Below are 12,963 nucleotides of genomic sequence, written 5' to 3'. Positions count from 1 at the left end.
CATCATTTTTTAATTAAGAGGAGGAAACAACATGGAAATTTTCACATACTTAGAAAAATATGATTATGAGCAATTAGTATTCTGCCAAGATAAGCAATCCGGATTAAAAGCGATCATCGCTATTCACGACACAACCCTTGGGCCTGCTCTTGGTGGTACCCGCATGTGGACCTATCCTTCGGAAGAGGCAGCTATTGAAGATGCGCTTCGTCTGGCAAGAGGCATGACGTATAAAAACGCAGCCGCAGGATTAAACCTTGGGGGAGGAAAGACTGTCATTATCGGTGACCCAAGAAAGGATAAGAGCGAAGAGTTATTCCGAGCATTTGGCCGCTATATTCAAGGCTTGAACGGAAGATATATTACAGCAGAGGACGTAGGTACAACCGTTGATGATATGGATATTATTCACGAAGAGACCGATTTTGTAACGGGGATTTCTCCTGCTTTCGGTTCATCAGGCAACCCTTCGCCAGTTACTGCCTATGGTGTATACCGCGGCATGAAAGCAGCGGCAAAAGAGGCTTTTGGCACTGACTCATTAGAAGGTAAAGTCGTTGCGGTACAGGGTGTCGGCAATGTGGCATATACGCTTTGCCGCTACTTGCATGAAGAGGGAGCCCAGTTAATCGTGACAGATATTAATCGGGAAGCAGTGAAACGTGCTGTTGAAGAATTTGGAGCTCTTGCCGTAGATCCTGACGAAATCTATGGTGTCGAATGTGATATTTATGCACCATGTGCTCTTGGGGCAACGATTAATGACGAGACGATTCCGCAATTAAAAGCAAAAGTGATTGCCGGTTCAGCGAATAATCAATTAAAGGATGCCCGACATGGTGATGTGATCCATGAACTAGGCATTGTTTATGCACCTGATTATGTCATCAATGCGGGTGGCGTTATTAATGTAGCTGACGAATTATACGGATATAATCATGAACGTGCCATGAAAAAGGTTGAGCAGATTTATAACAGTATCGAGAAAGTGATCGAAATTTCCAAACGGGATGGTATTCCTACTTATTTAGCAGCTGACAGAATGGCAGAAGAACGGATTGAAAAGGTTCGCAATTCCCGGAGCCAATTCTTACGAAACGGTCATCACATTTTAAGCCATCGCTTAAATCGATAACAGACAAAAAGTTAGGTGAAGCGCTGAATACATTTCAGCGTCTTTACCTTTCATGTGAGAATATGGTGATTTTTGTTATTTAGATTTATGATACATATAGAAACTTATTGGAGGTCAATACGTTGCAAAATAAAGAGTATCGAATTCTCGTAATCAACCCGGGTTCGACATCTACCAAAATAGGAGTATTCGATAATGAAGTTTCGATTTTAGAAAAAACAATCCGCCATGAGTCGGAGGCCATCCAATCATTTGAAAATATTATTGATCAATACGAATTTAGAAAGCGTACGATTTTGGAAACATTGGATCAAGAGGGAATTAATATTTCGAAATTGAGTGCTGTTTGCGGCCGCGGGGGGCTGCTCCGTCCGATTGAGGGAGGCACATATAGAGTAAATGAGTTAATGCTGGAAGATTTGCGGAATGGATACGCCGGACAGCATGCGTCCAATCTTGGTGGCATTATCGCCTATGAAATTGCCGCAGGATTAAACATTCCAGCATATATTGTTGATCCTGTTGTCGTAGATGAGATGGAGCCGATTGCTCGAATTTCCGGGTTCCCGCTGATTGAACGAAAGAGTATCTTTCATGCGTTAAACCAAAAAGCTGTTGCGAGAAGAATCGCTAAAGAAATGGGAAAACGATATGACGAATTAAATTTAATTGTCACCCATATGGGGGGAGGCATTACCGTCGGAGTCCATAAGCAAGGCAAAGTCATCGATGTAAATAACGGACTTAACGGTGAAGGGCCGTTTAGTCCCGAGCGAGCCGGTACTGTTCCGGCAGGAGATTTAGTTGCTCTTTGTTTTTCCGGCGAATATTTTCGTGAAGAAATAATGAAAATGCTTGTTGGACAAGGGGGACTTGTCGGTTATCTTGGCACTAATAATGCAGTTGAAGTAGAAAAAATGATTGCTGCTGGCGATCGTGATGCAACGCTTATCTATGAAGCGATGGCCTATCAGATTGCAAAAGAAATTGGTGCGGCAAGTGCCGTGCTTTCCGGTAAAGTGGATGCCATTATCTTGACAGGCGGTCTTGCGTACGGGAAAGAATTTGTACAATCTATCACCGATCGGATTAATTGGATTGCCGATGTGATCGTTCATCCGGGTGAAAATGAACTGCAAGCCTTGAACGAAGGGGCGCTTCGTGTCTTGCGGGGCGAAGAACAGGTGAAAGAATATCCAGGCAGTTTTGAAACGATAAAGCGATTTAGTTGAAGGAGGAACAACTTGTGGCACATGAATATGATTTGGTCATTCTTGGCGGCGGCACAGGAGGTTATGTTGCAGCCATCCGCGCCTCACAGCTCGGACTAAAAACGGCGATAGTAGAAAAAGGAAAACTCGGCGGTACCTGTCTTCACCAAGGCTGTATCCCGAGCAAGGCACTCTTAAGAAGTGCCGAAGTATTTAGGGATGCGAAGCGCAGCGAAGAGTTCGGTGTCATTACAGGTGATGTAGCTGTTAATTTTGCAAAGGTTCAGGAGCGAAAAAACAAAATTATTGAAACGCTTCATAAAGGTGTACAACATTTAATGAAGCAAGGGAAAATTGATGTCTATCATGGTTTTGGCCGCATCTTGGGCCCATCGATTTTTTCCCCGATGCCTGGTACGATTTCTGTTGAAATGACTGATGGTACAGAAAATGAAATGCTAATTCCGAAAAATGTGGTTATTGCAACCGGCTCAAGACCAAGAACGCTCCCAGGTCTTGAAATTGACGGAGAATATGTCATGACCTCTGATGAGGCATTACAGTTACAGAATCTTCCCAAATCGATTATTATTGTTGGAGGCGGCGTTATCGGAATTGAATGGGCTTCGATGCTGTCTGATTTTGGTGTTGACGTGACCGTTATTGAATACGCCGACCGTATTATACCAACAGAGGATCAAGAAATATCAAAAGAAATGCAGCGATTAATGAAGAAAAAAGGGATTACTATTGTCACCAGCGCCAAGGTTATGCCAGACACGATCGTCAAAGATAATGGTGTCACCATTTCTGCCGAAGTCAAAGGAACGGTACAAGAGTTTAAGGCGGAGAAAATACTCGTTTCTGTTGGGCGGCAGGCAAATGTTGAGGGGATTGGACTTGAAAATACAGAGATTCAAGTGGAAAATGGGGTTATTGTCACAAATGAATTTTTCCAAACAAAAGAATCTCATATTTATGCGATAGGGGATTGTATCGGAGGCCTACAGCTGGCACATGTTGCATCCCATGAAGGAATCATTGCCGTCGAACATATTGCCGGCAAAAATCCTGCGCCACTTGATTACCATCTTGTTTCCAGATGTATTTACAGCAGCCCGGAAGCGGCGAGTGTCGGTATCACTGAGGAGCAGGCAAAAGAAAAAGGACATAAAGTGAAAGTTGGGAAGTTTTCCTTCCGGGCAATTGGTAAAGCACTTGTGTTTGGTGAATCAGACGGCTTTGTAAAAATTATTGCCGATTCAGAAACTGATGATCTTCTTGGGGTACATATGATCGGTCCGCATGTGACGGATATGATTTCCGAAGCAGGACTTGCAATGGTTCTTGATGCTGTACCATGGGAAATCGGCCATACGATTCATCCGCATCCAACATTGTCGGAAGCGATCGGCGAAGCAGCGCTGGCAGTAGACGGAAAAGCGATCCATGCTTAAAATAGGAGAATAACTTTACGAACAATCGGGAGGTTTAGTGAATGACAGAAAAGCGTCATGAAGCTTTAGGTTTAAGTGATGAAAAAGTTCTGGAAATGTATGAAACGATGCTTTTGGCCCGCCGCATTGATGAGCGGATGTGGCTGTTGAACCGTGCAGGCAAAATACCATTTGTTATTTCATGTCAAGGGCAAGAAGCTGCTCAAGTCGGTGCTGCGTTTGCCTTAGACAGAGAAAAAGACTATGTCTGCCCTTATTACCGTGATATGGGCGTGGTGCTCGCTTTTGGAATGACGCCTAAAGAACTGATGCTTTCCGGATTTGCCAAGGCAGAAGATCCGAACTCAGGCGGACGGCAAATGCCCGGACACTTCGGCCAGAAGAAAAATCGAATCGTCACCGGGTCATCACCGGTTACAACACAAGTTCCGCATGCGGTAGGGATCGCCCTTGCAGGAAAAATGGAAAAGAAAGATTTTATTACGTATGTATCGTTTGGCGAAGGTTCTTCCAATCAGGGAGATTTTCATGAAGGAGCTAATTTTGCCGGCGTTCACAAGCTTCCGGTCATTTTTATGTGTGAAAATAATAAATATGCCATTTCGGTACCGGTTGAAAAGCAGTTAGCTTGTGAAAAAGTATCAGACCGGGCAATTGGCTACGGAATGCCTGGTTTTACTGTAAATGGAAATGATCCATTAGAAGTTTACAAAGTGGTGAAAGAAGCGGCTGACCGGGCAAGACGCGGTGAAGGTCCGACATTGATTGAAACGGTGTCTTACCGTTTAACTCCGCACTCATCTGATGACGATGACCGGTCCTACCGTGCGCCAGATGAAGTGGCTGAAGCGAAAACTCAAGATCCGATTATCACTTTTGGTGCTTATTTGAAAGAAAACGGTGTAATGAACGATGCATTGGAAAAAGAAATTAATGACCGCGTGATGAAATTAGTGAATGAAGCGACAGATTATGCAGAAAACGCTCCATATTCAGCGCCGGAGGATGCGCTTAAATATGTCTACGCACAAAGGTAAGGGGGAACAGACATGGCGGTAATTTCTTATATTGATGCGGTCACAATGGCCATTCGAGAGGAAATGGAACGGGATCCGAAGGTGTTTGTCTTAGGCGAAGATGTCGGTAAAAAAGGCGGAGTGTTTAAGGCAACACAAGGTTTATATGAACAATTTGGCGAAGAGCGGGTCATTGATACGCCGCTTGCCGAATCAGCCATTGCCGGAGTCGGTATTGGGGCAGCAATGTACGGTATGCGGCCGATTGCTGAAATGCAATTTGCTGATTTTATCATGCCAGCTGTGAACCAAATTATTTCAGAAGCTGCTAAAATTCGTTATCGTTCCAACAATGACTGGAGTTGTCCAATTGTGATCCGGGCACCATATGGCGGCGGAGTACACGGAGCACTATACCATTCGCAATCAGTCGAAGCAGTCTTTGCCAACCAGCCGGGGCTGAAAATTGTTATACCGTCGACTCCATATGACGTTAAGGGGCTGTTAAAAGCAGCGATCCGCGATCCTGACCCAGTCCTTTTCTTTGAACATAAGCGGGCTTACCGGTTGATTAAAGGAGAAGTTCCAACAGAAGATTATACCTTGCCAATCGGCAAAGCTGATGTAAAGCGTGAAGGAGAAGATGTTACGGTCATTACGTACGGTCTTTGTGTCCATTTTGCGCTCCAGGCGGCAGAAAAATTAGCCGGTGATGGAATTTCAGTGCATATACTCGATTTACGGACGGTCTACCCGCTTGATCAGGAAGCCATTATCGAAGCTGCATCCAAGACCGGCAAAGTGCTGCTTGTCACCGAAGATACAAAGGAAGGCAGCATTATGAGCGAGGTTTCTGCAATTATAGCAGAACATTGTTTATTTGAACTGGACGCCCCGATCAAACGTCTGGCTGGTCCGGATGTGCCGGCAATGCCATACTCGCCGACAATGGAAAAATTCTTTATGATCAATCCGGATAAAGTGGAGAAAGCAATAAGGGAATTAGCTGAATTCTAATCGTTCGAATGAGTGAATGTCTAGGAGGTAGGACCATTGGCAATAGAACAAATTAAAATGCCGCAGCTGGGCGAAAGCGTAACAGAAGGTACAATTAGTAAATGGTTAGTTAAAGCAGGAGATAAAGTAAATAAATACGATCCGCTTGCTGAGGTTATGACTGATAAAGTGAATGCGGAAATTCCATCCTCTTTTACAGGGATTATTAAAGAGCTGATCGCCCAAGAAGGAGATACATTAGCAGTCGGGGAACTTATTTGTACAATCGAAACAGAAGGCAGCACTGCTGATGAAACACCAGCTAATACGGAAAAGCCTGCTGCACCAGCAACCGAAGATCAAAGCAAGGCAGTTTCCGAAAAAGAGCAGGGCCAAAAAGCCCGCTATTCTCCGGCTGTGCTGAAGCTCTCGCAAGAGCACGGGATTGATTTGTCCCAGGTGTCAGGCACCGGTGCAGCGGGGCGGATTACGAGGAAGGATTTGTTAAAGTTAATTGAGTCCGGCAATATACCAAAGGCGGGGCAAAAGGTTGAACCAGCACCTTCAGCAGCTCCTAAGGCTGATGAAATGCCGGCATCTACTGCTCGTCCAGAACCAGCACCAGCACAAGGGCAGCCTTCAGCCAATATTCCCGTTGTTCCTGGTGATATTGAAATTCCGGTTACTGGCGTCCGTAAGGCGATTGCGGCCAATATGTTGCGCAGTAAGCATGAGGCACCGCACGCTTGGACAATGGTGGAAGTGGATGCAACAAATGTTGTGGAATACCGTAATTCCATTAAAGATGAGTTCAAGAAAAAAGAAGGCTTTAATTTAACCTTCTTTGCCTTCTTTGTCAAAGCGGCAGCACAGGCCTTGAAAGAATTCCCGCAAATTAATTCCATGTGGGCTGGAGATAAGATTATCCAAAAGAAAGAAATCAATATTTCCATCGCCGTAGCTACAGAGGACGCCTTGTTTGTCCCTGTTATCAAGAATGCTGACGAAAAAACAATCAAAGGAATTGCCCGTGAAATCTCTGAACTGGCTGTTAAGGTAAGAGCTGGAAAATTGCGTCCGGAAGATATGCAGGGCGGCACCTTTACAGTAAACAATACCGGTTCATTTGGTTCTGTTCAGTCAATGGGAATTATCAATTACCCGCAAGCAGCCATCCTGCAGGTAGAGTCCATCGTGAAACGCCCTGTTGTTATGAGTAACGGAATGATTGCGGTCCGTGATATGGTTAATCTATGCATGTCACTTGACCATCGCATTCTTGACGGACTAGTCTGCGGCCGCTTCCTCGCTCGGGTGAAAGAAATCATTGAAAATATCTCGAAATCGAATACATCTATTTATTAATAGAAAACCGCTGTCTAACATGGCAGCGGTTTTCTATTGCTTCCAATATATATCTATTCTAAAATAGAATTAATTGAATATTATTTCAATTGTTTTACGGGGAAGGGAGTCGAAGAGGTTGGAGAATATACGTAGTCAGGTTTTTCCTAATCAATCAATTAATGATTGGAAGGAAAAAGCAGAGCAGTCGTTAAAGGGAAAAAAAGTTGAATCGTTAAACAGTTCTACATATGAAAACATTGTTTTGAAACCGCTTTATTTTGAAGGGGATGAGCATCCTGTCTCGGAATATCCAGGAGGCTCGGATTTTAGAAGGGGCAAGGATCCACTTGGTTATATCACAAATGAATGGTGGGTCGCCCAAAAAGTTCTTTATCATTCGCCTAAAGAACTGAAGAATAAACTTCACGAAGCTGTTGGAAAAGGGCAGACAGCCATTTCTTTTGAAATAACGGAAGAAATTGTCGAACTCATTTCGGAAGTAGCTGGAACTTTGCCAAGTCATTACCCCTTTGCCCTTAATACGGAATGGCTACAAGTAAAATTATTAGAAAATTTAGCAAATCTTTATGAAGGAAAAACATTAACAGGATATATTGCCAATGATCCAATTGCTTTGTTCGCTGAGGGTGGTTTTATTTCGGAGCAGTTCCTTCAAGATTGGCTGGAGGGAATAACATTCTCTGTAAACCAATTTCCAAACCTAAGAACCATTCTCATCGACACAACCACTTACCATAACGGTGGAGGAAATGCGGTTCAAGAGTTGGGAATTGCAGCGGCAACAGGGGTGGGTTACCTTGAAAGACTGCTAGAAAATGGAATGGAGCTTCCTACAATTTTAGCCAAGATGATCTTCAAATTTTCAATTGGCAGTAATTTTTTTATGGAGCTGGCCAAGCTGCGTGCTGCCCGCATCATTTGGGACCGAATCACAAGCCTTTATGGTGCCAAAGAGCACGCAAGAGGAATGCATATTTCTGCTGTGACTTCATCTTTTACCAAAACCGTTTTTGATCCGCATGTAAATCTTTTACGGGCAGGAAGTGAAGCATTTGCCGCGTGTTTAGGGGGAATTCAATATTTACATGTAGAACCTTTTAATGAATTGACCGGCTCAAACGTCTTTTCGGAAAGAATTGCCCGCAATATTCAGTTGATTTTAAAAGAAGAAGCTCATTTACAAAAGGTGATTGATCCAGCAGGGGGTTCTTGGTATATCGAATATTTGACCAATCAATTAGCCGAAAAAGCCTGGGCGTTCTTTCAACGGATTGAAGCTAATGGCGGAATACTGGAAGTATTAAAATCGAATTGGCTGCAGCAGGAAATCGCTGCTGTATATGATCAGCGGATCCATGATGTCCAAACAAGAAAACAAAGTATAATTGGAACAAATGTTTATGCGAAACTGGATGAACCGGTTCCGACCATAAAGCAGAAAAGCAAACAGTTTGGTTTTAGCAAAAGGGATTCTATCATCAACATAACCGCTATTGTCCAGCACCGCCTGGCAGAGCCATTTGAAGAGATGCGTTTCCGGGCCGAGCAAATAAAACAGAAAACGGGGGCAGGCCCGTCAGTCGGGATGATTTGTCTTGGAGAATTTAAACAGTATAAAGCTCGGCTCGATTTTATGAAGGGATTCGTTGCCGCCGGCGGAGCAGAAGCCATAGAAAGTCCCCCTATTTTCTCTGTGGAGGATGCAGTGGAGTTTATTTCCGGATTAAAAACCCCATTTATAAGCATTTGCGGTACAAATGAACAATATGAAGAATGGGGGCATGCCTTAATAAAGAGGTTAAAACAAGAATTCCCCGACCGTCATTTTTTCTTGGCAGGACTTCCTGAAAAAGAAAAACAAAGCCAGTGGCTGGCGGAAGGAATAAAAGAATTTATTCATATGAAAAGTAATTGCTATAAAACTCTTTCTTTCATCCTGACAGAAATGGAGGGGACGTTAAGTGCCAGTCCAAAAGCCTGATTTTCAGAACATCCCATTATTTGACCAGCAAAAACCTTTCAACACAAAGGAAGAATGGCAGAAAAAGTGCGCTCAAGAACTGAAGGTATCAATTGATGATTTATTATTTGAAACGAATGAACAGATCATGCTAAAGCCGCTTTATACGAAAGCAGACCGCGAAGGTTTAGAACATCTTAAGTCTTTCCCGGGACTGCCGCCATTTACAAGAGGGCCATATCCGACTATGTATGTCAATCGCCCATGGACGGTTAGACAATATGCTGGGTTTTCAACGGCGGAGGAAAGCAATGCGTTTTACCGCCGAAACTTGGCAATGGGTCAAAAAGGATTATCCGTTGCCTTTGATTTGGCTACACACAGGGGCTATGATTCCGACCACCCAAGAGTAGTCGGAGATGTCGGAAAAGCCGGGGTTGCGATTGATTCGATTTTGGATATGAAAACGCTGTTTGACGGAATTCCGCTGGATCAAATGTCCGTATCCATGACGATGAACGGGGCCGTGCTTCCGATTATGGCCTTCTTTATCGTAACTGCTGAAGAACAAGGGGTAAGCCAGGAAAAACTATCGGGGACGATTCAAAATGATATTTTAAAAGAATACATGGTCCGTAATACGTATATTTATCCACCGGAAATGTCAATGAAAATCATTGCGGATATCTTTGAATATACCTCTAAATACATGCCGAAGTTTAACAGTATCAGCATTTCCGGTTATCACATGCAGGAGGCCGGAGCACCAGCAGATTTGGAATTGGCTTACACGCTGGCAGATGGCCTGGAATATGTAAGAACGGGTCTAAAAGCCGGGATTGATATCGATTCCTTTGCCCCAAGATTGTCGTTTTTCTGGGCAATCGGTATGAATTATTTCATGGAAGTAGCAAAAATGCGGGCAGCACGATTCATTTGGGCGAAAATGATGAAATCCTTCCAGCCGAAAAATGAAAAATCAATGGCGCTCCGGACACACTGCCAAACTTCGGGCTGGAGCCTGACAGAACAGGATCCTTTTAATAATGTGACCAGAACATTGATAGAAGCTCATGCGGCCGCAATGGGTCATACCCAGTCCTTGCATACGAATGCCCTGGATGAGGCGATTGCTCTTCCTACCGACTTCTCGGCAAGGATTGCCCGGAACACCCAGCTGTACCTGCAAGAAGAAACGGGGATCACGAAAGTCATTGATCCATGGGCAGGCTCTTATTATGTAGAAAAACTGACCGATGAATTAATCAACCGCGCTTGGAAGCATATTGAAGAGATTGAAAGCCTTGGCGGAATGGCAAAAGCCATCGAAACCGGTCTGCCGAAAATGAAAATTGAAGAGGCGGCTGCCAAGAGACAGGCGCAGATTGATTCCGGAAAGGAAACAATCATAGGCGTTAATCGCTTCCGTCTTGAACAAGAAGAACCGATCGATATTTTGGATATTGATAACTCGGCAGTTCGTTTAAAGCAAATCGAAAAATTAACAACATTAAAGGCAAACCGTGATGAGCAAAAGGTTCGAGAAACATTAACAGCTTTAACACAAGCCGCGATAACGGGAGAACAGAATTTATTAGAGCTTGCGGTTAAGGCAGCCCGTGTACGAGCAACATTAGGAGAAATTTCTGCCGCGATTGAAAAGGCGGCAGGTAGGCATAAGGCGGTTATCCGCTCAATCAGTGGTGTTTACAGTACGGCTTTTAATAACGAAGAAGAAATTGCCGAAGTGCAAAGGATGACCGATGAATTCCTTGAAAATGAAGGCAGACGGCCAAGAATTTTAATTGCCAAAATGGGACAGGACGGCCATGACCGCGGCGCAAAGGTCATTGCAACGGCATTTGCCGACCTTGGCTTTGATGTCGATATCGGCCCGCTGTTCCAAACACCAGAAGAAACAGCACTGCAGGCCGTTGAAAACGATGTCCATGTAATTGGCATGAGTTCGCTTGCTGCCGGTCATAAAACCCTGCTGCCACAGCTTGTTGCAGAATTAAAAAAATTAGGCCGTGAAGATATTTTAGTAGTAGTTGGCGGTGTGATTCCGGCCCAGGATTATCAATTTCTATATAATCATGGTGCTTGCGCCATTTTCGGTCCGGGCACAGTGATTCCTGTTGCGGCACAAAAAGTGATCATGGAAATTTATAAACAATTGGGCTACGAGGAAGTGGCAGATGCATGACGGAGGACCAACGGCCGGAATGGAGCGTTTCGAATCAGCTGGAACTCTTCTCAAGCAGTGTCAGAAAAGGAGCAGAACAGGTAGGTCAACCGGTTTCCATTCAAAGAAATATTCGCTTTCAAAAACGCAAGAACGTGGAGCTGACAGTCGAGGAATTATATGAAGGCGTGTTAAAGGGCAATAGAAGCCTGCTGGCAAGAGCTATTACTTTGGTCGAAAGCAACGCTGAACAGCATTTTCAAAAAGCACAAATTCTCCTGCAAAAACTCCTTCCGCATTCCGGAAAATCGATCCGTATCGGTATCACTGGGGTGCCCGGTGCAGGAAAAAGCACATTTATTGAAGCATTTGGTACGTATTTATGCAGCCTGGGACATCGGGTCGCCGTTCTTGCCATTGATCCAAGCTCCAAGCTTAGTGGAGGGAGTATTCTTGGTGACAAAACGAGGATGGAGCAGTTAGCGAGAAACCCTGGAGCATTCATCCGGCCATCACCTACAGCAGGAAAGCTTGGTGGAGTTCATCGAAAAACTAGGGAAGCCATGCTCCTATGTGAAGCAGCCGGTTTTGACGTGATTTTAATCGAAACCGTCGGCGTCGGCCAAAGCGAAGTTATTATCAGGGATATGGTAGACTTTTTCATGTTGCTAGTTTTGACAGGGGCAGGTGATGAGCTGCAGGGAATGAAAAAAGGAATCATGGAACTGGCAGATGCCATCATCGTTCACAAAGCGGATGGACCTAATAAACAAACGGCAGAACAGACAAAAAGAGAGTTTAACAGGATTCTTCATTTCTTGCAGCCTGCCACAAAAGGGTGGACCACAAAAGCCTATACGTGTTCGTCTGTCACAAAAGAAGGAATCAGTGAGATTTGGAGCTTGATCCAATCGTTTAAACAAACCGGGAAAGATTCCGGAGTATTGGAGGAAAGACGGAAATTTCAGGCCAGAGAATGGCTGAATTCGATGATTACTGATCAGCTCCATCATTATTTCTATCACCATCCCGAAGTCAGAAACTTGCTACCGAAGATTGAAAATGGCGTGATAGCAGGGGAAATGACGGTCGCAAAAGCTGTCGAGTCTTTGTTTGCGGCATTTTTATCTGACTCAATCCATTTGAAATAATCACATTTTAACTGTTATGATATAAGAAAGGAGTGATGTTAAATGAGTATGGATTTTAATATATTTATGAATGATATCGTCCGCCAGGCGCGGGAAGAAATCACCCAGGCCGGGTATCAAGAGCTGAAAACAGCTGAAGAAGTGGAAGAGGCATTAGGAAGAAAAGGAACGACCTTGGTTATGGTGAATTCGGTTTGCGGCTGTGCCGGCGGGGTTGCCCGTCCTGCTGCAGCTTATGCCATTCATTATGATAAACGCCCGGACCATTTAGTGACCGTTTTCGCCGGGCAGGATAAGGAAGCGACTGAAAAAGCCAGAAGCTATTTTACGAATTATCCGCCGTCCTCGCCATCCTTTGCTTTATTAAAAGGTGGCAAAATTTGCACGATGATCGAAAGACATCAAATTGAAGGCCACACTCCTGCTGAGGTTGTAGCCAAACTACAGGAGGAATTTGATAAATATTGCGAAGAAATTTAAAGAT

General features: G+C 44.2%; 10 protein-coding genes. All 10 read left to right on the top strand.

The features are described 5' to 3' along the window. The first annotated feature begins 31 nt into the window (after window positions 1-31). The 10 genes from bcd (at window position 32) to BFU02S_RS01480 (ending at window position 12,959) form a co-directional block, all read left to right on the top strand. Window positions 32-1,135: a branched-chain amino acid dehydrogenase gene (bcd, locus tag BFU02S_RS01525; protein WP_066365652.1), complete on the top strand. Its 1,104-nt coding sequence runs from the start codon at window positions 32-34 to the stop codon at window positions 1,133-1,135. Between the two features lie 122 nt (window positions 1,136-1,257). Beyond that, on the top strand, window positions 1,258-2,367 hold the full coding sequence (gene buk, locus BFU02S_RS01520; protein WP_066365646.1) for a butyrate kinase: 1,110 nt from the start codon (window positions 1,258-1,260) through the stop codon (window positions 2,365-2,367). A gap of 14 nt (window positions 2,368-2,381) precedes the next feature. Then, window positions 2,382-3,803 carry a dihydrolipoyl dehydrogenase gene (gene lpdA, locus BFU02S_RS01515; protein ID WP_066365644.1) on the top strand — a complete coding sequence of 474 codons (1,422 nt, stop codon included), beginning with the start codon at window positions 2,382-2,384 and terminating at the stop codon, window positions 3,801-3,803. Window positions 3,804-3,844: 41 nt separating this feature from the next. Further along, a complete protein-coding gene (locus BFU02S_RS01510) occupies window positions 3,845-4,840 on the top strand; it encodes a thiamine pyrophosphate-dependent dehydrogenase E1 component subunit alpha (protein WP_066365642.1) in 996 nt (331 codons plus the stop codon). A 12-nt stretch (window positions 4,841-4,852) separates the two neighbouring features. Continuing rightward, a complete protein-coding gene (locus BFU02S_RS01505; RefSeq protein WP_066365641.1) occupies window positions 4,853-5,836 on the top strand; it encodes an alpha-ketoacid dehydrogenase subunit beta in 984 nt (327 codons plus the stop codon). A 36-nt stretch (window positions 5,837-5,872) separates the two neighbouring features. Beyond that, a complete protein-coding gene (locus BFU02S_RS01500; RefSeq protein WP_066365640.1) occupies window positions 5,873-7,180 on the top strand; it encodes a dihydrolipoamide acetyltransferase family protein in 1,308 nt (435 codons plus the stop codon). 118 nt (window positions 7,181-7,298) lie between these two features. Next, entirely contained in the window at window positions 7,299-9,164 is a 1,866-nt protein-coding gene (locus BFU02S_RS01495) for a methylmalonyl-CoA mutase subunit beta (protein WP_066365638.1), read from the top strand. Beyond that, window positions 9,145-11,349 (top strand): methylmalonyl-CoA mutase, encoded by a 2,205-nt coding sequence (gene scpA, locus BFU02S_RS01490; protein ID WP_066365636.1) that lies wholly within the window; start codon window positions 9,145-9,147, stop codon window positions 11,347-11,349. Before BFU02S_RS01495 ends, scpA begins: the two co-directional genes overlap by 20 nt. Further along, the gene (gene meaB, locus BFU02S_RS01485) at window positions 11,346-12,479 is read left to right on the top strand and encodes a methylmalonyl Co-A mutase-associated GTPase MeaB (RefSeq protein ID WP_066365633.1); all 1,134 of its coding nucleotides are present in this window, start codon (window positions 11,346-11,348) and stop codon (window positions 12,477-12,479) included. The genes scpA and meaB overlap by 4 nt, the downstream gene beginning before the upstream one ends. Before the next feature lie 42 nt (window positions 12,480-12,521). Beyond that, complete coding sequence (locus BFU02S_RS01480; RefSeq protein WP_066365631.1) at window positions 12,522-12,959, top strand: BrxA/BrxB family bacilliredoxin; 438 nt, start codon at window positions 12,522-12,524, stop codon at window positions 12,957-12,959. Window positions 12,960-12,963: the final 4 nt, after the last annotated feature.

The organism is Neobacillus fumarioli NBRC 102428 (genome assembly GCF_001591485.1).
GTDB classification, from domain to species: domain Bacteria; phylum Bacillota; class Bacilli; order Bacillales; family Cytobacillaceae; genus Neobacillus; species Neobacillus fumarioli.
The sequence above is the reverse complement of the archived record's forward strand: the minus strand, read 5'-3'. Positions and strand labels throughout refer to the sequence as shown.